Genomic DNA, 25,126 nt, shown 5'->3' on the forward strand with positions numbered 1-25,126 from the left:
GGGATTTCCGTCTTTCAATAATCCGGAGGGATTAAGATGATTACATTTATAAGTGATGCCTTATTTATCTTATATATTTTTGCTTTTTTTGTGGTGGCAATTTCCTTTTATAAATACGTCCGGACAAAGAAAGGAAGAAGAAAAAATATAGCAATTATACTAATAGGAGTTGTATATTTAATGTTCTATTCTTATGACTCCATACTAGTAGAACCGATTCAATGTAATCGTATAGCAGTATCAGATGCAGAAGGATTATCAGAAAAAGAAATTGTCAATAAAATATTAATTCACGAATTTGACCATTATAAATCCGAAAGATTGTTCACTAAAAATAAAATTTTTGATTATACAATTAATAGAATTGACGGACCAATAAAAATCAGGGACAGTGATGGAATGGATAAGAATTATTATGATATATCATATTCAGTGAAAACCATAGATCCAGCATGGATTGCCGGTAATGGAAAAAATGAAGGCTTATGGGTAAATAACAAATCGGGATTTTTCGTTTTAATTAAAAATGATAATCAGTACATTTTAAAACATGTTGGAGGCTTATAATTATATACGTGCACAAATTATTGGATTGTTTTTTCGCCCAGAAATGCAATAATACTTCTATCTTTAGTAGCTTTATTTTAAATCGAGTAGGAGTCGGGCAGTGGCCCGCCGACCTCTCACACCACCGTGCGTACCGTTCGGTACACGGCGGTTCTCTAGTTTTCACAGATTTGCTCATAATAGCTCGTCAAGGTGATATATCCTTGCCGGGCTATTTCTTTGTTTGGCAGGATGGAGTTCAGCATGAGTGCCGCTCTCCATGGTCCTTTCCGGCAGTTGGCTAGTTCGTGTACCTTCCAGTCCGGCACGTTGTATTGCCGTATCATCCGGTATCGCGTCTTTACCTTCTTCCACTGTTTCTTCCGTGTAGCTATAGGACTTCATCCTGTTTGGCGGCCTTATCCCCATGACTAGCCTTATGTGATTTCTGTTCGTCAGACCAGAGATTTGCCTCGACCTTCCTCCAGATTCCATCTCACGATGGACACCCTTGGTTCTGGCTATGGCCTTCCCGCTACCGGGCGGCCTAGGGGCTTTCACCCATTAGAGTGCGCCCATGCCGGGCGCACCAAAAAAGAAAAAGGTCCACAATCGCTTTGACTGTGAACCTCCTTTTTATGCAATGAGCTATGACTAAATCTCACAACGATTCCCTTCAGAGACGTCCCCTGCTCTGACTACGGCAACTTTCTTTTTATAAAACGCAATACCATATTTCCATACATTATGGATTCCCCTCGTTTGAAACTCTGTGATGTATTCCTGGGTTTCAATTTGTCGTAAGGCTTCATTGGCTTTTTCCTGTAATTCAACTTCATTAACAGCTACTTTGAATTCCATAATAACGCCAACATCGTCCTTATCTTTAGGGAAAATTGCCAAATCAAAACGTCCGTAACCGCTTTCCCGATTTGATACTACGTTATAATCCTTCTCTAGAAATAGAGCGGTCATCCCCAACATGAAGCCATGATAAAAACTTTCTTTATTAGCCGTATCATAGACACTGACAATGGCTTTCAACAGCTGTTGCAACTGAAGGGCAAAGTTTTCAGCCTCCCCTTCGATGAGATAATCAAATAGATCATCAAATGTGTTCTTCGTCACATTTTCCCCTAAGGAATTCAGGATTTCTGTGCTGTATAGTTTGCGGATTTCTTCATTAGGTATCCTTAATGCATAACGGTCATCGCTAAGGGACAAAACTTTTTCGACAGTCAGATATCCTGTCGTCAATAAGAGATTGAAAAGAGCTCCCGGATCCCGGTCTATTTCAGAATAGATGAGGCTATCATCTAAGGTGACGCGAACAGCTTTGCCATGCAACAGATTTTGTATCATCTGAACCCGTAACTCATCCGTATGAGAAAGGAGATGTCGTAAAATGCTGTTCCCCGATGTCCGGCCCCAATAAGGTCTGGCTTGGCAATCATTGGCCACATAATTGATGACTGACCAAGGATTGTAAATTTCTGCGTGGCCGATGTGATAGCCATCATACCATTTTTTTAGTTCTGAAATCTTTTCCCCATGATGTGCGGTTTCTAAGAGTTCTTGTATTTCTGCCTCCGTAAATCCGAAGACCCCGGCATACTGATTGCGCAAAACAGAACAGACATCCAAATTATTCAGACCACTGAAAATGCTTTCTTTAGAGATGCGGGTAATGTCCGTCAGGACAGCAAATTCCAAGGTATCGTTTGTTTTCAAGGCGCTGCTTAAAAACTGACGCATGAAACCGATACAGCCGGTATAATATCCACTTTCCCAAGCCTGTTGAATCGGCGCATCGTATTCATCGATAAGGAGAATAACTTTTCGGCCATAGTAAGTCTGCATCATAGCCATCAAATTAGTCAAAGATAAGGCCAATTCATCTTCTGTCGCTTGTCCTTGGACGACGTGATCAAAAAGACGGGCCTGGACATCATTGATATCTGCCCTCTCACGGATGTAGCGATATCTATCATAGACTTGCGCTAAAAACAGCCGTATAAAGGAAAGCATTCGTTCCCAGGTCAGCCAAGACGGATTCTGGATATCTTTGAGTGTAAGGAAAATGACAGGATACTGACCACGCTGAGCCATATATTCAGGCCCGGCTTGTTCAATAGCCAGATGATCGAATAAATGACGGCTCTGGCTTTCTTTTTCAATAGAAAAGAAATATTCCAGCATACTCATTGTCAACGTCTTGCCAAAGCGGCGCGGCCGCGTAATCAAAGTGACTTCCCGGGGGCTATCGATGAGTTGGCGAATAAACGCCGTTTTATCGACAAAATAGAACTCCTTATTGCGGATTTTCCCAAAGTCATCTATTCCTATAGGCATTTTGCAATTCATTTTTATCACCTATTTTCTTGTAAAAAGCCTGTCATTATACATACACAGGCCGTGTTTTTGCGGTCCTCAGGACTGCGGTAAACGGCGGCCTGCCACTTGCGGTCTGCGTTCAATTTCATCGTCCCTTATTTTTCCAAGATGTTTTTCATATTTTTGTAGAAGCGGTCGATGAGGCGGTTATAGACGGACGACGGTTTGTAGAAGCTGTGGAGCTTACCCGTTTTCGTATCGAACCATTAGCCACTAAAATTAGCGTAACAGGTTTACCAAAAAAAGGCAAGCAAAAAGGACTTGTCGCAATGGCAAGCCCTTTTTGTGGTGAACCCATGCCAGGTGGCGCACCTCATGATAGTTCAGCAAGGTGATGTATCCTTGCCGGGCTATTTTTTTATTTGTCAGAATGAAGTTCAGCATGAGTGCGGCTTATTATCGAATTATGTTATAAAACCAACATACTTGTCTCACCTGCTATGCTATACTCATTCCAGAAAGACGAAGAAAACAATAAAAAACGCCTGTAATGACTGTATCATGAACAGGCAGCAGAAAGGGGCAGACAATATGAAAAATCTGGAATGGAAAGATAAAGTAGCAAGTTTCAAAAAAGTTGACGTACGGGGCATTGCTGGTAATTTCCTTGACGGGCTGAAAAAACAGGCCGCCAAACTTCCCGTCGGCGAAGGGATGGAAGTCATCCAAAGCTTTGAACCAATCCCTCTCTATGAAATCATGGAAATGCTGGGATATGTTCATTATACAGAAAAAACAGCGGAACATGAATATCACGCTTATTTCTACCGGACCGAGGAAAAAGGGAACGTGGAAGATGCGCCAGAACGGCCGGCAGTCATCACGAACTATCCCATGATTGATGAAAAGCTGGGCGAGCTGGCTGTAGAATTTTGGGATATGACCTGGAAAAGCGAAAAACGATATCTCGATTATAACATCCGGCTTCTTCTTTCTCTGGCCAATGCCGTCGGTGCCGGGAGAATGCGGCAGGCTATGCGGGAACTGTTGAAAGCCTATGCCAACGGGCTGGACTCCAGAGCCCTGGACGACGTATTTGAACAACTGGCCTGGAATATGGGCATCGGCTTCTTCAGCTCTGAAATCGCTCCGTCCCCGTTGTTTCATGCGTATAAGCTGATCAAGCAAATGGAAAAACAGGGAAAAGAAAGAGACGAAATCAACCAGATGTTAAGAGAAAAATTTTCAGATAAAAAAGGCGTATGCAAGTAAAACAGGTACCCTCTTTACCGGACATCCCGTAAGGAGGGTATTTTCATGGGCTATACCTATGAATCGGGAATACAGTCTCCCATATCCGGCATCATAAAGAAAGAGTTCCCTATTTCGCAGTATGATTCTTTGACTTCATTGAGCGTCCCTCTTGTTTTTATTACCAATTTTGTTATTTTCTTCTTTTATCTGCAATCTTGTACTGACTAAGATTGAAGAAGATATGAAGCTGGATGAAGACCGGATTCTTCGGGCTCGTGCATTAATGGAAAACGGACTCAAAATAGAACTCTGGATAATAATAAGGCCCCTTCCACCTCGCGGGGACGGCTTCCTACGTCGCAAACCGACTTTTTCTACAAATATCAAACGTCAAACTATCTTTTCCCTGCTAACCACTAGCCACTGACCAACAGCCTTTCCTGCGAACCGCGGCCCTTCCCTTTCTTCAAATTGTCTCTTTCTGCAAACTATCTTTTCCCGCGCGGGCCAGTTCCCGGGACCGGGCTTGAGCGGGGGAGTCTCCAAACTCCCCGCTCTTCCCGTCTGGGACTGGCTGCCAATTTTGAGGGTGATACTGTCCATATCTATATATATACCAATGTGGACAGGTGTTTTGGGCAGGTGTTTATTACATTTAGATTTATCATTTTCCTAACTATAGCTTCAACGTAGCCAGCTATCTCTTCGATTAACGACCAAAGGGCCCGGACTACGGATTTTCATCATCTGAGTCCGAGGATGTAGCACGTCGAACCGGCCTGCGAACTGGTATCTGCTTACTGCTTGCGACTATTCTTCCCAGCCTGCTGCCTTTCCTCTTTCGACGAACGACCATCGGCCTTTTCAATACGTACAACGGCGTACAGAAATCTGCCTCTACGGTAAACGAGCGCAGCCACGGGCAACCTCATGCTGCATATCCGATCGAGCTGCTGCTGTAACGTCTGGTCATCTGATTCCACCGTGTAAACATATTCATTTCAGTCGGTTCAAAGCACCGTGTAGCATGGTCATCCTTACGAAGAATACCGGTTTGAAGAACCGTGTAGCATGGCGTCCCTGTGAAGGGAAGCTGTCAGCTCTGCTGACTGAAGGGTCCTTACATCGTCTGAGTTCCAGTATCTGAGTCCGAGGATGTAGCACATCAAACCGGCTTCGTCAAACATCAAACTTCAAACTCCAAACTACAAACTATCCCTTCTCGCGCGGGCCAGTTCCCGGGACCGGGCTTGAGCGGGGGAGTCTCCAAACTCCCCGCTCTTCCCGTCTGGGACTGGCTGCCAATTTTGAGGGTGTCAGTGTCAATACTATATATATACCAATGTTGACACCCTTTTTGACACCCTGTTCTTGCTTCCTATTAGAATCGCATTTTTCTTCCTGTTTATATTGTAAAAATAGTTCTACGAAACGTTTATACGACAAAATATATCATTATGTATTATTTAATCCAACTAATCCACTAAAGAAATTTATCATGTTATTATAGCAAGGCACCACCACTCTGCCCCATGTCTCGAAAAAGTCAGCCCTGCTGCATCATCACTCCGCCTATGATAATACAGCATAATTTCTCTCTTCCCGGTATTTTTTATTTATGTAATTACATTAACATAATTATAACATGTAAAACGGAATATGTCAAAACATACAGTTAGTAATTGATGTATTCCCGAGTTTGCCACTTAAAAAGAAAAGAAAGAGTTCCTGAAGCGCATGGATGAGCGGTTTCAAGAACTCGTTCTTTTTAATTTTTTGAAGGTACCTAACCCTCGTATTCGTATTGTTTTAACAATCCAGGCAAAGAATGTGCATGAAAATCTCCTGAAAAAAACGCCAACTCCTATGCTTATTTCATTCATACTATAAGCATAAAAGTTGGCGGTTTTATCGTTTTGTCTCTTCTCTTCAGTCCAGCCCCTTTTCATTTGTCGGGGCTGGCACTTCCTGATGGCTCGGTTCGTTTTAGTTGGCGGCCTGTTCTGCGTATTCCGGGAAGACGATGGAATTTTCCTTGAAGATATGGACAAACACATCGTTTATAAATTCTTCCAACAACTGATAGGTCCGCTTAAAAGTGGCACAGGCATCAGCCGGCACGGTAAAATGATCGGTCAATTCTTCGATTTCCTTGATGATATTCCCGGCTGCCGTATGATCGTCTTCCAGGTTCTGAACCAAAGTCAGGATGTCCTGACCGGGCTGGGGATATTTCCGCATCAGCGGAAACACCAATTTTTCTTCCCGGGCAAAATGTTCTTCCAAATCCGTTTTCAACGTCCCGTACAGATGATGGAGCCGGGTGAGCAGTTCTCCGTGGTGGGTATAATGGACCAGAAGAATCTTGTTCAGGTCCCCTTCGATTTCTGCCATGTAATTCCGTTCACTGACATGGTGCGTCGCTTCCAGGTCCTGGAGCATGTCCGGAATGGAAAGACTTTTAAACCGTTCCAGCGATTCCTGCTGGCTGCCGGTCTTAGTACGGTGTTTGGCAAGGTAATCATTCAGACCGGCTACCACTTTTTCTGCATCCAGATTGGTTCCCTTTACCGCTTCTTCCAGGGGAATTCCCCCGCCACAGCAGTAATCCAGGTGCAGTTCATTGAAAAAGGGAATAGACTGGGGATAATCCCGTACCACTTCGGCCAACGTATTTTTTATTGTAATCATAAGACATTCCTCCTAGTTCGTTTGATGGCCTAAGTGTACTGAATTTTCCGGAATAAATCCGTTGTAATAGCAACGTCAATGCAAATAAAGCGAAAAATCAAATAAATTCCATAAAAGAATCAGAAAATATCCAGCTGTAAAGCACATGGAGCTGTAACAAAATGACTAAAAACTCATCTTGCTACAGCCCCTAAAAAAATGGGCTCAGATAACTGAGTCCATTTTTTCGATGAGGCTATTATGTTACAGCCTCTTTTGTATGCTTATCATTTCTTTACAGGTTCCTTATCAGCCGACGGCACGGATGAGGTTGAAGACCTGCTGGGCCGTATTAGTCATGTTGCGCAGGGCCGTTTCTTTATTCATAGCTTCTTCCAGCGGCATGGCTTTATCGACGATAGAAAAGAAGGCATCGATACCCTGCCGGTTACATTCGACTGCATCCGCCGTCGTGCATCCTGCCAGGGCAATGACTTTGGCACCGTACTGTTTGGCCAGTTTCGCCACGCCAATGGGGGCCTTGCCCATGGCCGTCTGAGCATCGAGGCGTCCTTCGCCGGTGATGACATAATCAGCATCTTTAACGGCATCGGCCAGGCGGATCGAATCGAGGACAATCTGGATTCCTGAGCGCAGGCGCCCGTGCAGATAGACCAGGAAGGCAAAGCCCATGCCACCAGCCGCACCAGCCCCAGCTGTCTGGCTGTAGTCATAGCCGGTATACTGCCGGGTGACAGCGGCAAAGGATCGGCTGGCATCATCCAGGACTTTGACATCCTGTAGCGATGCCCCTTTCTGGGGCCCGAAGATATGAGCAGCGCCCCAATTCCCAAACAGAGGATTAGTCACGTCACAGGCGACATCGAAGGTACAATCTTTCAGTGCCGGCAGTACCTGGGTATCATCGACAGATGCGATACGCCCTACTTCCTGTCCGCCTGTGCCGACTGGCCGTCCTTTATCATCGCGGAAAATGTAACCGAGGGCCTGAAGCATACCGACGCCGCAGTCACTGGTCGAGCTGCCACCCAGCCCGATGATGAAATGGCGGATGCCCGCTTTTATAGCCTGTGCCATGACCTGCCCGACACCGTACGTTGTCGTATGCAGGGGATTGCGCTGTTCAGACGGTACCAGGCCCAATCCGGCAGCCCCGGCCATTTCAATGACAGCCGCTCCCATGTCTGGCAGATATCCATAAGGACAGGATACGGTTCCCCCCAAAGGACCCCGGACATCAACATAGCGGAGTTGTCCGCCCAGTCCATCGACGAGGGCCTCAACGGTTCCTTCCCCACCGTCAGCCAGGGGCTTGACGATGACCTGGACGGGATGACCGCCATAAGCTTTGCGGATACCGGCTTCAATGGCCCGGCCGGCTTCAACAGAAGTCAGACTATTTTTCAAGGAATCAATGGCTACGACGACTTTCATGATACTCTCTCCTCTATGTGCGAACTCGTAAGACTTATTTCTCTGTGCTTATAGTTTGGCAAATTTCCACGGCTGCAGTGTTCTTCTTCGCCAGACGGCAATGGCCTCGACCGGATTGACAATCTGCCGGGTTAATTCATCGATAATGCGTACTTTCACCTAACGTCACCTCATTCTCCTCATGAAAATTGCCTCACGACAAAGCCACGTCCAAAGCCATCATCAACGTAAAGCCCAAAGCAAAGGACAAGACGCCGATGTCGGAGTGTTCACCGGCTGACATTTCCGGAATGAGCTCTTCAACGACGACGTAGCACATAGCCCCGGCTGCCAGACTGAGGAGATACGGCAGGACGGGCACGATGAAAGCCGTCAGGGCGATGGTCAGGGCAGCCCCGACAGGCTCGACGATTCCCGACAAGACTCCTCCGAGAAAGGCCTTATGCCGGCCCACACCGGCGGCCTTGAGAGGCAGGGAAATGATGGCCCCTTCGGGCAGGTTCTGCAAGGCGATCCCCAGGGACAAGGCCAGTGCCCCGGCAGCGCTGATGCCTGTCTGACCGGTCAGGAGACCGGCATAGACGACGCCGATGGCCATGCCTTCAGGGATATTATGCAGCGTCACGGCCAGGACGAGCATGGTTGTACGCTGTAAATGGCTGTGCGGCCCTTCGGCCTTCTCGCTGTACATATGCAGGTGCGGCACCAGCCGGTCCAGAGCCAGGAGCAGGAAGATACCCAGCCAGAACCCGGTCACAGCCGGTACGAAGGCGAATTTCCCTAACGGTGCCGATTCTTCCATTGCCGGAATCAGGAGACTCCAAACCGAAGCGGCAATCATGACCCCTGACGCAAAACCCGTCAGCCCCCGCTGAACCTGACGGTCCAGTTCCTGTTTCATGGCATAGACACAGGCCGCTCCTAAAGACGTACCTGCGAAGGGAATCAGGATTCCCAGTATAAACTGTTCCATAGAAACATCTCCCTTCTCATATATTTCGGTTTGATATTTTCTATCGTAATAAGTCTATTATATACAAAAAAGAGCTGCCCCTGCAAGACAGCTGATAGTTTAACACCTGTAATTGGAAACTTTTCTATTCCCTTCTTTTTGAACCTGTCGGAATTTCCAGGATGCTTCTTTAACTTCATTGAGCGTCCCTCTTGTTTTTTTTACTAATTTTGTTATACTTATAATATAGGTATTACATGTATTACAAAAAAAAGGGGGGGCATCCTTATGAGTACGATTTCTCTTAGAGTCAGTGATGAGGAAAACAAACTAATCCAGAACTATGTGTCGGCTAACAATCTGAATCTTTCTTCTTTTATCCGCAATCTTGTACTGGATAAGATTGAAGAAGACATGAAACTGGATGAAGACCGGATTCTTCGGGCCCGTGCATTAATGGAAAAAGAAAAAATCTATGATCACACGGAGGTCTGGAAGGAGCTTGGGATTTAGATGTATCAGGTAAAATTCTCCGAACATGCCGTAAAGGAACTAAAGAAGCTGGATAAGCCAACGGCCCGGGTTATCAAGAACTGGATCATAAAAAACTTAGTGGATACTACGGATCCACGTCAGCACGGTAAGCCCCTTACAGGGAATCTGAAAGGAATATGGCGGTACCGGGTCGGGGATTACCGACTTTTTGCGGAAATCCAGGAGGATGTGCTGATTGTGTTTCTTTTTGAAATTGACCACCGGCGAGAAATTTACAGGTGATGGAAGCAGAATCCCAAAATAAAATTGTTTTTCCTTATTCTACTCGGATTAATCAGTAATAACAAATGCTTATAGCATATGACTTTTCATTTATTTGATGAATCACAAAAAGAGCTGCCCCTGCAAGACAGCTCTTTTTGTAGTTCATCAGATATAGTTTTACCGGATGATGGTAATCCGGTCCGTTGTCCGCTGGGGTGTCCGCTGGTAGGAAATATCCGGGATTCCCAGCGCCATCAGGAAACTCAGTTTGCATCCCTGGGGAATCTGGAACTGCGCTTCGATTTCAGGAAATTCCCGGGCCAGTGCTACGGCAATACCGTCCCAGACCGTACCCAGTCCCAGACTGGCGGCATAGAGCTCCAAGTACGATAAGGCAATGACGGGGTCTACGGTCTGGCAGACCGACGCAGCCGTTTTAGTATCAACCGAAGCAGCCACTAAGGCCGGCGCTCCCCGGTACACCAGGTCTTTTCCCACTTTACTGCTTGCTTCTGCCATTTCTTTTATGATAAAAAGGGGCGAATCGGCACGGACAGTCTTCAGGCAATCGTATGTAATCTGCCGGATTTCATCCATTTTCCTGCGCGTCGCTACCAGCGAAAGATGAACCGACGGTGCATTGACCCCTGTCGGCGCATACGCCAGCATTTCCGTAAGTTTATCCAGCTGTTCCTGTGACAGATCCGCTTCTTTGTAATCCCGGATACTGCGCCGTGATTTTATCAGCTTTAACAGTTCTTCACTATTCCCATAGGATACGGCGCCGCATTTTTCCGGCTTCAGCCCGCCAAAAGACAGGGCACCTTTTGGACAGACGAGCATACAATGCTGACAGGCCAGACACCGCTGTTCGCCTTCAGGCAGATATCGGGGAATCTTTTCTTCGTCAAATTCCAGACAAGCGGCTACGCAGTCCCGGATACACAAACCACAATGAATGCATTTTTCTTTTTCTACGGTAATCGTACGCTGAAGCATATATATTCTACTCCTCTCTCATTAGCAGCAACAGCCACTTTCTCCATCATCGCCTGCCACAGGGGTCATGCCGAAGGGGCCGAAATGGACAGACCGGTCACCATAGACCGTAAAGGCCGGGGCGTACCTCGTTTCCGAAAGCATGGATGCCAGATTGCCACTGACCAGCATGGGCTTTCCTGTCACAAAGTGGTTGTTCATATCGAAATCAAAAGCATGGGGATGTCCGGGGACGGTGCCACGGTATACGGCTACCTGTCCATAATCTTCGCAGGCATCTTCCAGATCGGCCAGTTTAAATACCCGGACTGTCCGTTCTGAAAAATGGGCAAAGCCGACTTTTTCTTCGATTGCTTCATTTCCCAGGTCAAAATTGCGGATAGACATGTAAACGAAATCCATAAATCCCGCTTTATTCAGCATGCGGCGGAAATCTTCAAAATACATGGCACCGCTGATGCATTCACCGTGCAGCACCGGATCGGCGTAAAGTTCATCGGGAATGCGGCGGTCTGTAAAGACGTCGGAAAAGTACAGTTCACCACCCGGTTTGAGGACACGCCAGATTTCATTGAATACATTCTGCTTATAAGGTGACAAATTAATGACGCAGTTGGAAATAACCACATCGATAGAATTATCGGCAATTCCCAGGGATTGTAAATCTTCAATGTATCCCTTTTTGAAGGTTACATTTGATGCCTTGTAACCAAAGCGCTTGTACTGTTCTTCTTCATGGCGCAGGGCAATATCGAGCTGTTCCTGAGTCATATCGACGCCGATAACATGGCCCTTTTCACCAACCAGCTTACTGGCCACGTAGACATCACGACCCGTACCGCACCCCAGATCCAGCACAGTCATGCCATCCAGCAGAGGGGGAATCGGCGAGCCGCATCCATAATAATGGGTTACAATTTCATCATCGATAAGGCTCAGCGCTTCCCGCACTTCTTTAGGCAGTCCTGCGGAAGAACAGCAGCAGGCCTTTGTCTTGAGGTCTTTCGTTCCATCCAGCACTTTGCCATAATATTCTTTGACTTGTTCTACGATTTCATTCATAATATATTCCTCCTGTCAGCATCCATCACAAGGTGTCTGCCCTGCCCGCTTTTCCCGTTGGACGAGTTCCTGGAAAAACGAAGCCAGACAGCGGATGTAGTCTTCATTGAGAGCATAATAATGCCACCGGCCTTCTTTGCGGTCCCGGACCAGATGACAGTCACAGAGGACATGCATATGATGGGACAGCGTCGGCTGGGTAATCTCAAAACGTTCCAGAATATGGCAGGCACACTGTTCCCCATCAGCCAGCATGGCAATGATCTGCAGCCGGACAGGGCTGCTGAGAGCTTTATTGATGTTTGCAATCTCCATCATATTCATAGAAACGCCTCCATTACATAGATACTCGTCTATGTAATGGATTGTACCACTTATATAGACAGTCGTCAATGTTTTATGATATCGTATTAGTCAGAGCGAAACAGGGGTATAAGTCTCTATCCCTCATACCCCTTCATGTCATCCGATTCAAATCCAGTTAATCAGTATCTGACCTATGCTTTTTCCTGAAAAGCATTCTTAGGCTGACCGCAAAGCGGACACACATAGTCATCCCCTTCAGCATTGATATCCCCTTCGTATTCAAACCCGCATACCGGGCAGACGTACACCTTCCTGGCCTTGACAGGCTGATTTTCCTGAGGATATCTGGCGAGGATTTCTGCCATCATGACACCGTGGTGGCCTTCCTGTCTGGCAAAAACTTCCATTTCATCAGCTGCTTCATTAAATCCGGCGGCCCGGACCTGGTCCGCTATGGCTCTGACCTGTCCTTCCCCATTCGTTTCTGCCTTCTGCAAAGTCCGCACGAGCCCCCAGAAATCTTGTGGATATTTACCATTTAATGTTGCATAAAACCCAGCATGAACAGCTTCCTGATTGGCTGCTTCTATAAAAATATCCACCAAATCATCGTACCCCTGTTCCTTTGCCATCCGTGCCAAAGCGTAGTACATCATCGTCCCATTGGCTTCAGCCTGCATGATATTCTTTACTACTTTTTCCAGTTCCGTGCCTTTTGTCTGTCCATAAATGCTCATTGTCGTGTCCTCCTGTTTTAACTGCCACTCATGATAGTTGTCTACTTATATATTTATTTAACTTAATTATATTTTGTAAAATTAAATAAGCTATAAAAAGAAATCAGAGCCCCAGCAGCTCATCTAATTTAGCCTTATCAAACCCCATCACATAGGTTTTATCATCGGCGGTAACAACGGGTACCACTAAATCGCCTGACAACGCATAGCAGGCATCGCGGTCTGCATCATTTAGTTCAATATTGTGTTCTTCAAACTCAACATTCCGGCTTTTCAGATAATTTTTTGCTTTTTCACACCATGGGCATTCACTGATTGAATATACTTTTACCATGTTGGTTCCTCCTGACTCATTTCTGTAATTGTACCTGTCTCACTTACATGTTTTATTATACTCGAAAATTATATTTTGTCAAATTTAATTTTTCAAAATTTATATATATTTTTATTGAGATTCTTTCAGGCAGGCAATAATCCGCCCTTCCAAAAGATTCATGGAAGCCGTCGGTTCAAAGCGATCGACGACAGAACCTTTCCGATCAATCAGGAATTTCGTAAAATTCCATTTAATATCCGGATTGTCTTTATAATTCCAATCTCTCTGCCGCAGCAGAACGCTCATCCCCATTGCCTTGAGTCCGTTTCCAAACCCTTGGAATCCCTGCTGGGATTTCAGATAGGTGTATAGAGGCAGTTCATGTTCCCCATTGACATCGGCCTTTTTCATGCACAAAAGGTCGTATGGTATTTCAGAGTGCAAAACTGCTGGATACCCTGATCGTCTTCAGGGGCCTGGCTGAGAAATTGGTTACAGGGAATGTCAATGATTTCCAGCCCGCATTCCTTATATTGTGTGTACAGTCGTTCCAACGCTTTGTACTGGGGTGTAAATCCACAACGCGTAGCCGTATTGACGATCAGTAGCACTTTACCGCGAAAATCTTTCAGCGCAACCGTATTTCCCCTATTATCCTCCAGTGTATAATCATAAATTGTCATAATATGGCCCCCTTTTACGATATCTTATAGTAATGCTTCTATAGCTGCAACCATGTGAGAAGGTTCTGTCGTCGGTTCAAAACGATTGACAACCTGCCCGTCCCGGCTGATAAGGAATTTTGTGAAATTCCATTTAATAGAATCTCCTTCCAGATATTCGGGAAAATGTTCTTTCAGCGCATTGGTCAGCAATTCTGCATAGGGATGCGCCGGATCAAATCCCTTAAAGCCCTGTTCTTTTGTCAGATACTGGAAAAGAGGCTGCGCCTGATCACCACGTACATCGCCTTTTGCAAATATAGGGAAGGTGACGCCGTAATTAAAACGGCAGAATTCCTGGACTTCTTCATTACTCCCCGGTTCCTGGCCCGCAAACTGATTGCAGGGAAAACCGAGAATCTCAAGGCCCTTATCTTTATATGTATTGTACAAATCCTGCAGTTCTTTATATTGTGGCGTAAACCCACATTTGCTGGCTGTATTGACAATAATCAGTACCTTTCCTTTGTAGTCTGCCAGCGATTTTTCTTCCCCTTTGTTTGTCTTTACAATAAAATCATAGATGTTCATATGTTTCTCCTTTGCTTTTCAAATAGTTTATTTTGTAGAATCAAGCTGTGCCATTGCTTCCTATAATTGATATGTGACTGGTTCTTCCGTAAAAGAATAAACGGTGGCTGTCCCACTGACGAAGCGGAACACGGTCATCAGGCCATCATCTGCGGAATACCTGTCACCAAGAATCGCTTTGTTTTCATCCAACATGGCCTGGCGCGCTTCACGACGGGAATCTTCTTCCACCCGCCCATTAATCCGGATCCACTTATCTCCCCACATGCCACTGATAGCTGCATCGGGATACTCTTTCATCTGACGATATACATTCTTTTTATTTTCAGTAAGAATATAGAGCTGGTCTTCATACTCGCAAACAGCCCCAAAAGGACGTACCTGTGGTTTCGCACCATCTATCGTTGCCAGATAAAAAGGGGGACAGTGTTTTAAAAATTCTATCGCTTCTTTCATGTCATTCCATCCTTTCGTAATACCGTTATGATAATTTAATGACAAATGTTTCGTTACCGGTTTACAACGGCCTGATAATCACCATTTTCCGAATAAAAACACCGGGAATACGATGCCCCTGTCATAGCCGGCATATTCGCTTTAACGGCTCTATAATCGCCATTTTCCGAATAAACGGCACACCCCTGAGCAGGACCTTCACTCTGCATTGCCATAGGTATTACGACGGCATTATAATCTCTATTTTCCGACAATTCATATGCCTGCGGTCCTGCTGCAAAAGCAGATACCCCCGCCATCATCATAGCCGCTGCAATCATACCAAATAATTTCTTTTTCATCATCATCTTCTCCTTTTACCAGTAATTAAATTTTGTAAGTTTAAATTTTGTTAAATTTATTTAGGTAAAATATTCTATAGCGTTACCATTCTGCATGTCCATGTCGGATCTTTTCTATGTACTTCCCGGCTAATAATGCCGCCGTCGTACCATCCGCTGCAGCCGTCGTAAGTTGACGGATTTCTTTCTCCCGGACATCACCGGCTGCAAATACGCCGGGAATATCGGTCCGGCAATCTTCTCCGGCAGGAATCCGTCCATCATGTAATTCCAGTTCGTCTGCAAATAAAACAGTGTTAGGATCCACCCCGATATTGATGAACATGCCCTCAACAGCGAGATTTTTCATCGTCCCCGATGTTTTGTCAAGGATGTCGATGGACTCGAGTCTTCCTTGTCCATGGAGAGCCTTTATTTCGGTTTCCAGCATAATTTCTACATCGGGATGTTCCCGGAGCTGCTGAACGGAGCCGTCATCAGCCCGCAATTGCGACCGGTGAATCAGATATAACTTCTTCGCATATTTCGTTAGAAACTTCGCCGCGTCTACTGCCGCGTTTCCACCACCCATAACGGCAATGACTTTGTCCTGATACAGATGCCCATCGCATAATTCACAGTAATGAACACCTTTATTGGCGTATATCGCTTCTTCCGGCAGCGGCAGTTTGCGCCGGTTCATTCCAGACGCGATAATAACGACATCCGTTTCATAGATATACTCTGAAGTTTCAACAACCTTCGGCGTCGTTCCCAGCCTGACTCGTTCAATCGTATCAAATTCATCAAGGACAGCACCGAAATGCCCGGCCTGACTCTGAACGGCAGAAATCAGCTCCCGCCCGGACACTTCCATAAAACCGGGATAATTCTCAATGCCCGTCGCATTTGCAATTTGTCCGCCCACAATGCCATTTTCCAGGACAAGTACCGACAAATTCAAACGGCCGGCATAAAGTGCCGCTGTAAGACCAGCCATACCAGCACCGATGATAACGACATCTTTGTGGATTATTTTTTTCTCCATGTCCAAACTCCTTTCCTGTATTTGTACTTACCTCGCTGACAAGTCTTATTATACACGAAAATTATATTTTGTCAAATCTAATTTTTCAAAATATAATTTGTTTTCATATAATTTATTTGTTATAATAGATATAAACGAATATATAATACGGAGGAATTTCTTATGACAGAATCTATAAAATGTAATCCCTTATTACTGAGCAATCAGCTTTGCTTTCCTTTATATGCCAGCGCCCGCAAAATCGTAGCGGCCTACCATCCATTTCTAAAAGAAATCGGCCTGACGTACGCCCAATATGTCACCATGATGGTTCTCTGGGAAGAAAAATCTATTACCATGCACGATCTGGGCAAACGTCTCTACCTGGATTCAGGCACCCTGACACCGGTCCTGAAGAAATTAGAAGGCATGGGCTATCTGACGCGATCCCGCAAACCGGAAGATGAACGCGTCGTCACCGTAGAAATCACGAAAGAAGGCATGGAGCTGCGCAAAAAAGCAGAAAAAGTCCCCTATGACATGAAATGTCTCATAAACCGAAAAGGGGAGCTCTTTACACCGGAAGAAGCCGCTGCATTGAAAAAACAACTCTACCGGATTCTCCATGCCCTGGAATAACAGATGGGGCGCATTTGTCCTTTGCCAATATACAACATAAGGAAAAAGAAATAATTTTGAAATATATCCTTGACAAGTACTGTCAAATTCAGTAAAATTAAAAGGTCAGCGGGACGTGGCGCAGCTTGGTAGCGCGCTTCCTTGGGGTGGAAGAGGTCGCGAGTTCAAATCTCGCCGTTCCGACCACTGATTTATGGGAATCTCCAGACTTTTGGGTCTGGAGATTTTTTTACCTGTTTTTTTACTTTTTGTACCTCCTGAAGTACGAAGAGAAATATGTATTTTCTTACAGAAATATTAGTTTTTATGCACATCTAATCGCCAACTTTTTGTCTGCCTTCGATAAAAAAAAGATTCTCGTTCGCAAGGAAGTAGACACATTACAGATCATCAAGAAAGGCCTGCTACAGCAGATGTTTGTTTAGGAAAACTAGACATTCTCTGCGTTACATGGTACACTAAATATATAAAAAAGAGGTACTGCCGATAGACGGCTAGCCCCATATAGTTGGTCAAAAATAGCCGCCTAAGATTGGGACCTTGGGGCGGTTATTTTTGTGTTTTCGAATTCTGACCTATCATGTATCCCAGACTGAATGCGCCAACACAAAGTGCCAGGACTGCAATCAATCCTTCGATAGTGAGAGGCATACTATCGCCCTCCTTTCTGTCAGATTCCCTTACGGGTTTCTATAGAATCGGAGGGTCACAGTCCCTCCGCAGAAGGACTAACCGCTTACCGTTATGGCAGTACCATATGGATAGTATATAACAAAATATATGTTTTGTTCAAATACAGGTGGAATATGAATGGGTATCTCCAGACTTTCGGGTCTGGAGATTTTTTTATTTTTTACAAAAATATGCCCCGTCATTCCGGACTAACCTGACAGATACAGTCCAAAGGGATTTTCTGCCCGTCCTGTGTGATCAGATACCGTCTGTCACGGTCTATTTTCCGGCACTGTATGATTTCCGTGCGCCATGTACCGCCGCGTTTTCGCAGATCTTCTTGAAAATACGTAATGCGCAGACGGGAATGCTCCAATCCCCGTCTGCATACATCCTGCCAGATTCTGTCCAGTTCCTGCCGCTGTTCTTCAGAGAATTCCGGCTTTTCCTCTATATATCGTGACGCCTCCGCTACGGCCTCTTCATACCCTTCCAGTGCGGCAAAGGGAGCAAACTGGGCCGCCCGTGCCTGTCGGGACATGCGGCGGTGACAACACACTCCCTCATACGGATAGTTCCGTAATTCGTCTTTTTTACTCACGCGCGATGCCCTCCTATCTGTTCATTTCGTTCCCTTGTCGTCGCCCCTTCTTCCAGATTCCGTCCTTTGACGATGGCATTTTTCCCGAATCGTTTCTGGATGTGCAGAATCGCATGCTGCTGCCGCCGCTCCCGATCCGATTGCTCTTTTGTCATCCCCGTCGGACTGTCAAACAGCGTATCCATCTCATACCGCATCTTCTTTTCGTCGTCAACCCGTTCCGCTGTCAGGCAGACGCGGCGGACCCATAATCCCGGCCCGATGATCCGGTCATACAACCGCACGGCTCCTTCGGTAATCAGTCTTGTCGAAGCTGTTTTGACCCCCAGATGTATCGTACCATGGGCATGCCGGGGTACAGCTCTCCCATAGGAATCATGGACAATTTCCCCCGTATAGGCCCTATCCTGTTTCAAGCTGGTCCGGTCATAGCCGATAGTCAGGACCAGCATCTCCGTCACCAGCCCTTTGTCCACCAGTTCCAGCGACAGGGCTTCGGCCATTTCCCAGACGATAAGTCGGGCTTTCTCCGTGTCATAGGGATGATGCAGTACCTGCCCTGAACCCACACTATGTTTCTGAGGATGCCATCTTTTAATGTCCTCTATCGTACAAGGCTCGTATCCCCAGCTATGATCGATGAGAAGCTCCGCCTGGATGCCAAACAGTTTATAAAGAAACGATTCTTCTTTCTTGGAAAGCAAGGCGATATCCTTCATCGTATACAGTCCGTTTTCTTCCAGCTTCTGCGCAATGCCCCGGCCGATACGCCAGAAATCAGTCAGTGGACGGTGCTGCCATAAAATCTGCCGGTACGAAAATTCGTTGAGACTGGCAATGCGCATTCCATGGGAATCACCGGGTAGATGCTTGGCTACAATATCCATCGCTACCTTGGCCAGATAGAGATTGGTCCCGATTCCTACCGTTGCCGTAATGCCCGTCTCCTGCAGCACATCCCGTACCATGCGTTCTGCCAGCTCCCGGGCCGTCATGCCATACAACCCCAGATACGCCGTCACATCCATCAATACTTCGTCAATGGAATACACATGGATATCTTCCGGCGCCACATAGCGCAGATATATACCATAAATTTTCGTACTGTACTGCAAATACAACGCCATCCGCGGCCGGGCAATCTGATATACCAGTCCCACATCGGGATGGGCCCGCACATCCCGGTCATCATACGATACCGTCGTAAACTCCCGTCCCAGCCTTACCTTTCGCCGGGCATTGATATCCTGCACAGCCCGTATAACCTCAAAGAGCCGCGGCCGCCCGGGAATCCCCCAGCTCTTCAGCGCCGGCGATACGGCAAGGCAGATGGTCTTATCGGTACGACTCTGATCCGCTACCACCAGATACGTCGTCAGGGGATCCAGCCCTCTCTCCCGGCACTCCACAGAAGCATAAAACGATTTCAAGTCTATGGCAACATAGGTCCGTTCCATTATTCCCCCCCTTTCTTTGTAAAAAAAAGAACATTTGTTCTGTTTTATTATATCATATGCGAACAAACGTTTCAATGCACATAGAGAGTTACGAAAAAACTGCCACCCATTCAGATGACAGTTATATATACCTTCATATATTTTTCTATTATTTACACCTCATCTACCAGCAGCTGTACGATGAGATTGGCTTCGTGGGCTGCACAAATGGCGACACGGGGAGCCATGAGGCCCCGGCCGGGACGGGCATTCCGGGTCTGGTCGCCACAGATATAGAAGTGACTGGTGATTTTTTTCGTCTGTATATCATTGCTGTCTCCATATCCAGCCATCCCCGATGCAGAAACGATGTATTTGTCCGGGCATTGTTCCAGTATGGTGTGGACCAGCATGGTTTTGGCGTCGGGATTGTCAAAGGCTTCGCAGATGATCCAGTCGTCTCTAAGAAGTTGAGGAACGTTTTCTTCGTTGAGACGGACGCAGTCCGTCCGGACATCGATGAACGGGTTGATATCCCGTATCTGCCGTGCCAGGGCATCGGTCTTATAGGCTCCCAGATCACGAATCATGTAGGACTGGCGGTTCAGGTTGCTGGCATCGACGGTATCGAAATCGAGCAGATGGAGATGACCGACTCCCGTACGGGCCAGATAGATGGCAGCATTGGAACCAAGGCCCCCCAGTCCACAGATAGCGACGTGTCCGGCGCGTACTTTGTGATGGACCCGGGGCGTATGACGGGAGCACATCATGGCTTCCAGTGCATCCCGGGGTGGCAGCCGGTCTTTTGGGATAAAATAGATTTCATCGCCTTCATGAAGGGGCAAATCATCACTGGTGGCAAATCCATTTACGATTGTAATTTCCCGTCCGGACCCGCGGGCTGCTGCCAGGGCCGACAAACTGGTTTCTTCACAGGTATCCGGTTTTCCATTGAGTATAATATGCAATTGAACGCACCTCACAGTCATATAAAAAACGCACGGCGTCTGACACCTTAGGTGGTGTCCCCGTCGTGCGTTATATCATATTCAGTCTATCGTATCCGTTCTTTCCTGTCAATGCCTGTTTAGGTTCTCCTGATAATGTTTTTTTCAGAAACTTGTTGTATCATGAAGGTACGTCGCGCATCGGTACTTAAAAAGAGCTGTCATTTGACAGCTCTTTTTGCCTGTGCGCCTTCCTTCAGGCGCTTGAGTTCCTGTTGTTGTTCTTCCGGCAGCGACACGCCACAGCAGCCGCCTGTCGTGTTATTGGCATAACCTTTGAATACTTCCGATGCTATATGTCTGATTTTCTTTACCGATTCTACTACCATAAGGGCGCCTCCTTCTGCACAATATATAGTCAGGGAATGAATTTCTTATTACACCCTTAGTATAGCATAAAATTAAAATTTAGAAAATACCTACTAACGGAAAATTTTTATTAATTACTATTTTGTATAGGAACAGGTTCACAGGAACATTTTTCTGAATCAGACAAGCGGCGGATCAGCGCATCCACAGCCTGTTCATATCCCTTGTAATGACGGCGCCGCTTATCAGGCAGGGATTCGTATTCCTTCTTCAGTTGATATACCGATTGCCCATAAAGTTCCGGCATATCATGAAAGCGGCTGAAAATCGTCATTCCCTGCATGACTTCGGCTCCTACAATCGTTCCATCGCCACTGCAGGCAAGGAGGACAATGCACCCTGGCCCGAAGCGGCCTTTTCTGCCACCAATCCCTACATTTCCCCGCTGGCGCAGACGCCGGACGGCCGCCTGATACTGGCGTACCTGCAGTCTGGCTCCCAGAATCTGAAGCACCATGAGGATGAAGAGAATAGCAAAGAAGAGTTCCAGTTTCATGGCATCAATCGTCGAGGACGTGGATGTCCAACCGGTCAAATCCCACAAGCAGAGGCCGTATCTGATCGGCAATCCTGCGGCAGCCGCCTATATCCCGGCTTTCCACGTTGAGAGGCATATTGGGATCATGGAGAGACATGCGCAGCAGCGCCCAGCCATTGGGGAACAGGAGACGTACGCCTTCATAGGATGGGCTGGCAATGCCGATGCCGGCCGCAGCAGCCCGTTTTTCAAACGCATCCAGTACAAGTTTGCCATAATCCCCGGCTTTTTCACCGGAAATTTTCAGACGGTATTCCCGGCTTTCTGCCGGTTCCCCCAGATCTTTGATAAGACTACCCAGACTGCTTCCCTGCGCACGGGCGCGGGCAGCGGCAATAACCAGTTTGACGGCCAGATAGGCACCGTCATCGAGGTAATAGTTTTCACTGAGAGCTCCGTGACCGGACGTTTCAATAGCCAGAGGCGAGACGATACCCTTCTGATTGAGACGGATGCATTCATCGATAACGTTCTTATATCCTCTCATGTACCGGTGATGGACGAGGTGCAGGTGATTCTGCAGGAACGTCGTCAGTTCATCGCTGGTCACGGAGTCCGTCACAATAGTACTGCCGGGATAATCCGGTGCCAGAATAGCCGCCATCATGGCAATCAGAGCATTGCGGCTCACAGTCTCCCCATCGGAAAGGACAGCACTCATGCGGTCTACATCCGTATCGAAAATGAGACCCAGATCGGCCTTACTGTTCAGGACAGCCTGACGGATACTGGCCATGGCTCCGGCATTTTCCGGATTGGGGATATGGTTCGGGAAATGGCCGTCCGGTTCGAGAAACTGGCTGCCTGTCGTATCGGCCCCGAGCGGCGCCAGAACCTGGCTGGCAAAGAACCCGCCGCTGCCATTGCCGGCATCGACGATGATGTGCATCCCCGAAAGAGGCTGGCCTCCGGCCGTATCCAGTGCTTTGCCGATAAGTCCGCGCAGATGCGCCGTATACAAAGAAATAATATTCAGCGGCTGCACCTTTACAAGGTCACCACTGCGCACGGGTTCAGAGCCGGCCCGTGTCAGGACGTCGGTGATTTCTGCTTTTTCCAGCCCGCCTTTTTCCGTAAAAAACTTCAGGCCATTGCGATTATACGGCAGATGGCTGGCCGTAATCATAATAGATCCGTCCATCTTCGTCTGTGGGAAGACGATGGACATGAACATAGCCGGCGTCGAAGCCATCCCGCAGTCGTATACCGTCACTCCCATAGCCGTCAGTGCCTGGAACAGGGCGTCCTTCAGCATTCCCGCCGATATGCGCGAATCATGCCCTACAGCAATCCGCAGCTGATCTGCGCTTTTCCCCAGCCGGTCTTCCAGAAATGTGACAAATCCGGCAGCAATGCGGTTTACCGCTTCCGGCAGGAGATTGACCTTCTCTCCTGCTACGCCTTCGACAGCAATACCACGGACATCACTGCCGTTCTGTAATTTCAATAACTCTTCGTTGGAAATCATGCCATCCTCCCGTACATCTGAATCTTTCATGTTGCAGTTATAATAAGGCCAGCAGGCCATCAATATCGGCTTCGGTCGTAGCCCAGCTGGTAACGAACCGTATCGTCTGTGTCCCATCAGCGTTGTCCAGCCATTTTTCAAACATGACGTTCTGCGCCAGTTCCGCTGCCTTTTCGCGGGTCATGACAGGGAATATCATATTGGAAACCGGTGTATAGGCAAATTCATAGCCTTTGGCCCCGATACCATGAGCCAGCTTCTGTCCCATAGCATCAGCCTGACGTCCCAGTTTCGTATACAGGTCATCTTTTAACAGTGCCTGGAACTGGATACCCAGAAGCATCCCTTTGGCAAAAAGAGCCCCGTTCTGCCGCATAATGGCACGGAAATGTGGTTTCAGATCGTCGTTGATGATAACTACCATTTCGCCAAAAAGGGCGCCGCATTTCGTTCCGCCAAAATAAAACGCATCAGCCAGAGACGCCATGTCTTTGAGGGTGACATCATTATACGAAGACCCCAGAGCCATAGCCAGACGTGCCCCGTCAATATACAGATACAGACCATGGCGGTCGCAGCATGCGCGCAAGGCCTTCAATTCATCCAGCGTATAGACAGCACCCATTTCCGTCGTATCGGAAATATAGACTACTCTGGGCAGTACCATCTGTTCCATATCATGGAAGGCAACGACTTTATCCACGTCTTCGGGAGACACTTTGCCATCCGTCGTCGGCACAGGCAGTACTTTGTGCCCTGTCGCTTCGATGGCACCGGTTTCATGGGTATAGATATGGGATGATTCGGCAGCAATGACCGCTTCGTAGGGGCGCATAAACGCAGCCAGGCAGACCAGATTAGTCAGAGTACCACCGGCAATGAAATGCACGTCTGCACCGGGCTGGCCTGTAATCTGGCGCACGAGCTCTGTCGTTTGTGTGCAGAATGTATCATTGCTATAACTGTCGCTGGGCGTCAGATTCTGTTCTGCCAGTGCCTGAAAGACCTGTGGGTGCGCACCCAGACTATAGTCATTTTTTAAGAATATCATGTCCATTCCCTCTTTTCCTGCAATAATAAAATACAGATGTATATCATTTTAATTATACGGAATGCTTTAAAAAAACACAAGAAAACTTCTTACAGGTAAGACAGCGCTTCCCGGACCGATGAGACAATATGGCCGGCAGCCTGCTGTACCGGTTCTGGCGCATAAGAGAAGGTAAAGGAAATATCTGCTGCCTTGAGCATAGGCGTATCGTTATATGAATCCCCGATAGCCCCCATCGTATGGATGGCCAGTTTCTCTTTAACTGCAGCCAGGCCCGTCCCTTTAGAACAGTCGGATCCTACGACATCGACGACGCTCGTATTGGCATAGGCTGTCAGTGTGGTCCCATATTCCTGCTGGATATCTCTGGCAATCGACTGGGCTGCTTCATCACTGCCGGCATAAAAAGAAATACCGTAGATATCACTGCCAGCCAGGTCCGCAAAAGACATAATCCGCGTCTGACCAGGAAACTTGGGCGGTGTCAGCGTATAGACCGTATCATTGGCCTGAATGACCGTGTCGGCCCGCCGTCCATACCGGTCATATATTTCTTCGACGCAATCCCGGGAAACGGTTTTCTTCATGAGCACCTGCAAATTGCCGTCCAGAACCAGCGCACCCGTCGCCAGAATATAGAAATCAAAACGCACATCTTCCCGGGCCGCCTGCCGAACGCCCCGTAGAGACCGGCCGGTGCTGACGCCAAATAAACCGCCAGCCTGTTGGAAGGCCCGGATGGCTTCCCGGTCCCCCTTGCGGTACGGTTCGTCCAGAAACATAAAATACAACGTGTTGTCAAAGTCGCTCGCCATTGCTTTTTTCATCATTTTTCTACATTTCCTTTGATATTTTAATATTTTATCATTGACAAAGTTAATCGTTTAATTTATAAT

The 25,126-nt window shown here is 47.0% G+C and carries 28 protein-coding genes and 1 tRNA gene; 6 read left to right on the plus strand and 23 right to left on the minus strand.

The features are described 5' to 3' along the window. Positions 1-36 precede the first annotated feature (36 nt). Positions 37-567, plus strand: a complete 531-nt coding sequence (locus tag DW949_RS09725; protein WP_118023027.1) for a hypothetical protein — start codon at positions 37-39, stop codon at positions 565-567. A gap of 633 nt (positions 568-1,200) precedes the next feature. Here DW949_RS09725 and DW949_RS09740 read toward each other — a convergent pair. Next, the gene (locus tag DW949_RS09740; protein ID WP_118023029.1) at positions 1,201-2,910 is read right to left on the minus strand and encodes an AAA family ATPase; all 1,710 of its coding nucleotides are present in this window, start codon (positions 2,908-2,910) and stop codon (positions 1,201-1,203) included. Between the two features lie 561 nt (positions 2,911-3,471). Between DW949_RS09740 and DW949_RS09745 the strand changes: the two genes are divergently transcribed. Continuing rightward, on the plus strand, positions 3,472-4,152 hold the full coding sequence (locus DW949_RS09745) for a DUF2249 domain-containing protein (RefSeq protein ID WP_118023072.1): 681 nt from the start codon (positions 3,472-3,474) through the stop codon (positions 4,150-4,152). Positions 4,153-6,120: 1,968 nt separating this feature from the next. Here DW949_RS09745 and DW949_RS09750 read toward each other — a convergent pair. From DW949_RS09750 to DW949_RS09760, 3 genes are all read right to left on the minus strand, one after another. Then, a complete protein-coding gene (locus tag DW949_RS09750) occupies positions 6,121-6,825 on the minus strand; it encodes a DUF542 domain-containing protein (RefSeq protein WP_118023030.1) in 705 nt (234 codons plus the stop codon). 288 nt (positions 6,826-7,113) lie between these two features. Beyond that, the gene (locus DW949_RS09755; protein ID WP_118023031.1) at positions 7,114-8,259 is read right to left on the minus strand and encodes a glycerate kinase; all 1,146 of its coding nucleotides are present in this window, start codon (positions 8,257-8,259) and stop codon (positions 7,114-7,116) included. A gap of 193 nt (positions 8,260-8,452) precedes the next feature. After that, positions 8,453-9,232, minus strand: coding sequence for a ZIP family metal transporter (locus DW949_RS09760; protein ID WP_118023032.1), 780 nt, complete (start codon positions 9,230-9,232; stop codon positions 8,453-8,455). A gap of 267 nt (positions 9,233-9,499) precedes the next feature. On the opposite strand from DW949_RS09760, the gene relB reads away from it, so the two are divergent. Further along, the gene (gene relB / locus DW949_RS09770; RefSeq protein ID WP_118023034.1) at positions 9,500-9,724 is read left to right on the plus strand and encodes a type II toxin-antitoxin system RelB family antitoxin; all 225 of its coding nucleotides are present in this window, start codon (positions 9,500-9,502) and stop codon (positions 9,722-9,724) included. After that, positions 9,725-9,988 carry a type II toxin-antitoxin system RelE/ParE family toxin gene (locus DW949_RS09775; RefSeq protein WP_118023035.1) on the plus strand — a complete coding sequence of 88 codons (264 nt, stop codon included), beginning with the start codon at positions 9,725-9,727 and terminating at the stop codon, positions 9,986-9,988. It abuts the gene before it with no gap. A 159-nt stretch (positions 9,989-10,147) separates the two neighbouring features. Here DW949_RS09775 and DW949_RS09780 read toward each other — a convergent pair whose 3' ends face one another. From DW949_RS09780 to DW949_RS09825, 11 genes are all read right to left on the minus strand, one after another. After that, positions 10,148-10,969 carry a nitroreductase family protein gene (locus DW949_RS09780; protein WP_118023036.1) on the minus strand — a complete coding sequence of 274 codons (822 nt, stop codon included), beginning with the start codon at positions 10,967-10,969 and terminating at the stop codon, positions 10,148-10,150. Positions 10,970-10,990: 21 nt separating this feature from the next. After that, positions 10,991-12,031 carry a methyltransferase domain-containing protein gene (locus DW949_RS09785; RefSeq protein WP_118023037.1) on the minus strand — a complete coding sequence of 347 codons (1,041 nt, stop codon included), beginning with the start codon at positions 12,029-12,031 and terminating at the stop codon, positions 10,991-10,993. 15 nt (positions 12,032-12,046) lie between these two features. After that, positions 12,047-12,355 (minus strand): helix-turn-helix transcriptional regulator, encoded by a 309-nt coding sequence (locus DW949_RS09790; RefSeq protein WP_118023038.1) that lies wholly within the window; start codon positions 12,353-12,355, stop codon positions 12,047-12,049. Between the two features lie 173 nt (positions 12,356-12,528). Next, complete coding sequence (locus DW949_RS09795; protein ID WP_118023039.1) at positions 12,529-13,074, minus strand: ferritin family protein; 546 nt, start codon at positions 13,072-13,074, stop codon at positions 12,529-12,531. 103 nt (positions 13,075-13,177) lie between these two features. Then, positions 13,178-13,408 (minus strand): glutaredoxin domain-containing protein, encoded by a 231-nt coding sequence (locus tag DW949_RS09800; protein ID WP_118023040.1) that lies wholly within the window; start codon positions 13,406-13,408, stop codon positions 13,178-13,180. Positions 13,409-13,519: 111 nt separating this feature from the next. Continuing rightward, the gene (locus DW949_RS13950; RefSeq protein ID WP_370448743.1) at positions 13,520-13,801 is read right to left on the minus strand and encodes a hypothetical protein; all 282 of its coding nucleotides are present in this window, start codon (positions 13,799-13,801) and stop codon (positions 13,520-13,522) included. Beyond that, positions 13,798-14,073: a glutathione peroxidase gene (locus DW949_RS13955; protein ID WP_370448744.1), complete on the minus strand. Its 276-nt coding sequence runs from the start codon at positions 14,071-14,073 to the stop codon at positions 13,798-13,800. The genes DW949_RS13950 and DW949_RS13955 overlap by 4 nt, the downstream gene beginning before the upstream one ends. Before the next feature lie 24 nt (positions 14,074-14,097). Continuing rightward, positions 14,098-14,643 carry a glutathione peroxidase gene (locus DW949_RS09810; protein WP_118023041.1) on the minus strand — a complete coding sequence of 182 codons (546 nt, stop codon included), beginning with the start codon at positions 14,641-14,643 and terminating at the stop codon, positions 14,098-14,100. 60 nt (positions 14,644-14,703) lie between these two features. Further along, positions 14,704-15,099 carry a pyridoxamine 5'-phosphate oxidase family protein gene (locus DW949_RS09815; RefSeq protein ID WP_118023042.1) on the minus strand — a complete coding sequence of 132 codons (396 nt, stop codon included), beginning with the start codon at positions 15,097-15,099 and terminating at the stop codon, positions 14,704-14,706. 53 nt (positions 15,100-15,152) lie between these two features. Next, positions 15,153-15,440, minus strand: a complete 288-nt coding sequence (locus DW949_RS09820) for a hypothetical protein (RefSeq protein WP_118023043.1) — start codon at positions 15,438-15,440, stop codon at positions 15,153-15,155. Between the two features lie 82 nt (positions 15,441-15,522). Further along, positions 15,523-16,488, minus strand: a complete 966-nt coding sequence (locus DW949_RS09825) for an NAD(P)/FAD-dependent oxidoreductase (protein WP_255417821.1) — start codon at positions 16,486-16,488, stop codon at positions 15,523-15,525. A 141-nt stretch (positions 16,489-16,629) separates the two neighbouring features. Between DW949_RS09825 and DW949_RS09830 the strand changes: the two genes are divergently transcribed. Then, positions 16,630-17,085, plus strand: a complete 456-nt coding sequence (locus DW949_RS09830) for a MarR family winged helix-turn-helix transcriptional regulator (protein ID WP_118023045.1) — start codon at positions 16,630-16,632, stop codon at positions 17,083-17,085. Positions 17,086-17,194: 109 nt separating this feature from the next. After that, positions 17,195-17,271, plus strand: a tRNA-Pro gene (locus DW949_RS09835). A 685-nt stretch (positions 17,272-17,956) separates the two neighbouring features. Here the strand turns inward: DW949_RS09835 and DW949_RS09840 are convergent. The 8 genes from DW949_RS09840 to DW949_RS09870 form a co-directional block, all read right to left on the minus strand. Continuing rightward, the gene (locus DW949_RS09840) at positions 17,957-18,358 is read right to left on the minus strand and encodes a hypothetical protein (RefSeq protein WP_118023046.1); all 402 of its coding nucleotides are present in this window, start codon (positions 18,356-18,358) and stop codon (positions 17,957-17,959) included. Then, positions 18,355-19,815, minus strand: coding sequence for a DNA methylase (locus tag DW949_RS09845; RefSeq protein ID WP_118023047.1), 1,461 nt, complete (start codon positions 19,813-19,815; stop codon positions 18,355-18,357). The genes DW949_RS09840 and DW949_RS09845 overlap by 4 nt, the downstream gene beginning before the upstream one ends. Before the next feature lie 152 nt (positions 19,816-19,967). After that, positions 19,968-20,765 (minus strand): sulfur carrier protein ThiS adenylyltransferase ThiF, encoded by a 798-nt coding sequence (thiF, locus tag DW949_RS09850; RefSeq protein WP_118023048.1) that lies wholly within the window; start codon positions 20,763-20,765, stop codon positions 19,968-19,970. A gap of 200 nt (positions 20,766-20,965) precedes the next feature. Further along, the gene (locus DW949_RS13730; protein WP_172793314.1) at positions 20,966-21,133 is read right to left on the minus strand and encodes a hypothetical protein; all 168 of its coding nucleotides are present in this window, start codon (positions 21,131-21,133) and stop codon (positions 20,966-20,968) included. A 110-nt stretch (positions 21,134-21,243) separates the two neighbouring features. Continuing rightward, complete coding sequence (locus tag DW949_RS09855) at positions 21,244-21,741, minus strand: transcriptional regulator GutM (RefSeq protein WP_199595844.1); 498 nt, start codon at positions 21,739-21,741, stop codon at positions 21,244-21,246. Further along, positions 21,674-23,179, minus strand: a complete 1,506-nt coding sequence (locus DW949_RS09860) for a phosphomannomutase/phosphoglucomutase (protein WP_118023073.1) — start codon at positions 23,177-23,179, stop codon at positions 21,674-21,676. Before DW949_RS09860 ends, DW949_RS09855 begins: the two co-directional genes overlap by 68 nt. A gap of 37 nt (positions 23,180-23,216) precedes the next feature. Continuing rightward, positions 23,217-24,230, minus strand: a complete 1,014-nt coding sequence (locus DW949_RS09865; protein ID WP_118023050.1) for a low specificity L-threonine aldolase — start codon at positions 24,228-24,230, stop codon at positions 23,217-23,219. A gap of 89 nt (positions 24,231-24,319) precedes the next feature. Further along, positions 24,320-25,060, minus strand: coding sequence for an HAD hydrolase family protein (locus DW949_RS09870; RefSeq protein WP_118023051.1), 741 nt, complete (start codon positions 25,058-25,060; stop codon positions 24,320-24,322). Between the last annotated feature and the right edge of the window lie 66 nt (positions 25,061-25,126).

Source organism: Megasphaera sp. AM44-1BH (genome assembly GCF_003467125.1).
Classification (GTDB): Bacteria; Bacillota; Negativicutes; order Veillonellales; family Megasphaeraceae; genus Megasphaera.

Coding starts and splice junctions, on each gene's coding strand:
- DW949_RS09845 (WP_118023047.1), bottom strand. CDS start 19,815: ATGGAACGGACCTATGTTGCCATAGACTTGAAATCGTTTTATGCTTCT.
- DW949_RS09815 (WP_118023042.1), bottom strand. CDS start 15,099: ATGAAAGAAGCGATAGAATTTTTAAAACACTGTCCCCCTTTTTATCTG.
- DW949_RS09780 (WP_118023036.1), bottom strand. CDS start 10,969: ATGCTTCAGCGTACGATTACCGTAGAAAAAGAAAAATGCATTCATTGT.
- DW949_RS09750 (WP_118023030.1), bottom strand. CDS start 6,825: ATGATTACAATAAAAAATACGTTGGCCGAAGTGGTACGGGATTATCCC.
- DW949_RS09800 (WP_118023040.1), bottom strand. CDS start 13,408: ATGGTAAAAGTATATTCAATCAGTGAATGCCCATGGTGTGAAAAAGCA.
- DW949_RS13730 (WP_172793314.1), bottom strand. CDS start 21,133: ATGGTAGTAGAATCGGTAAAGAAAATCAGACATATAGCATCGGAAGTA.
- DW949_RS09785 (WP_118023037.1), bottom strand. CDS start 12,031: ATGAATGAAATCGTAGAACAAGTCAAAGAATATTATGGCAAAGTGCTG.
- DW949_RS13950 (WP_370448743.1), bottom strand. CDS start 13,801: ATGAAAAAGGCCGATGTCAATGGGGAACATGAACTGCCTCTATACACC.
- DW949_RS09760 (WP_118023032.1), bottom strand. CDS start 9,232: ATGGAACAGTTTATACTGGGAATCCTGATTCCCTTCGCAGGTACGTCT.
- DW949_RS09865 (WP_118023050.1), bottom strand. CDS start 24,230: ATGATATTCTTAAAAAATGACTATAGTCTGGGTGCGCACCCACAGGTC.
- DW949_RS09745 (WP_118023072.1), top strand. CDS start 3,472: ATGAAAAATCTGGAATGGAAAGATAAAGTAGCAAGTTTCAAAAAAGTT.
- DW949_RS09725 (WP_118023027.1), top strand. CDS start 37: ATGATTACATTTATAAGTGATGCCTTATTTATCTTATATATTTTTGCT.
- DW949_RS09860 (WP_118023073.1), bottom strand. CDS start 23,179: ATGATTTCCAACGAAGAGTTATTGAAATTACAGAACGGCAGTGATGTC.
- DW949_RS09740 (WP_118023029.1), bottom strand. CDS start 2,910: ATGAATTGCAAAATGCCTATAGGAATAGATGACTTTGGGAAAATCCGC.
- DW949_RS09810 (WP_118023041.1), bottom strand. CDS start 14,643: ATGAACATCTATGATTTTATTGTAAAGACAAACAAAGGGGAAGAAAAA.
- DW949_RS09775 (WP_118023035.1), top strand. CDS start 9,725: ATGTATCAGGTAAAATTCTCCGAACATGCCGTAAAGGAACTAAAGAAG.
- DW949_RS09790 (WP_118023038.1), bottom strand. CDS start 12,355: ATGAATATGATGGAGATTGCAAACATCAATAAAGCTCTCAGCAGCCCT.
- DW949_RS09795 (WP_118023039.1), bottom strand. CDS start 13,074: ATGAGCATTTATGGACAGACAAAAGGCACGGAACTGGAAAAAGTAGTA.
- DW949_RS09870 (WP_118023051.1), bottom strand. CDS start 25,060: ATGATGAAAAAAGCAATGGCGAGCGACTTTGACAACACGTTGTATTTT.
- DW949_RS09755 (WP_118023031.1), bottom strand. CDS start 8,259: ATGAAAGTCGTCGTAGCCATTGATTCCTTGAAAAATAGTCTGACTTCT.
- DW949_RS09820 (WP_118023043.1), bottom strand. CDS start 15,440: ATGAAAAAGAAATTATTTGGTATGATTGCAGCGGCTATGATGATGGCG.
- relB (WP_118023034.1), top strand. CDS start 9,500: ATGAGTACGATTTCTCTTAGAGTCAGTGATGAGGAAAACAAACTAATC.
- DW949_RS09830 (WP_118023045.1), top strand. CDS start 16,630: ATGACAGAATCTATAAAATGTAATCCCTTATTACTGAGCAATCAGCTT.
- DW949_RS13955 (WP_370448744.1), bottom strand. CDS start 14,073: ATGACAATTTATGATTATACACTGGAGGATAATAGGGGAAATACGGTT.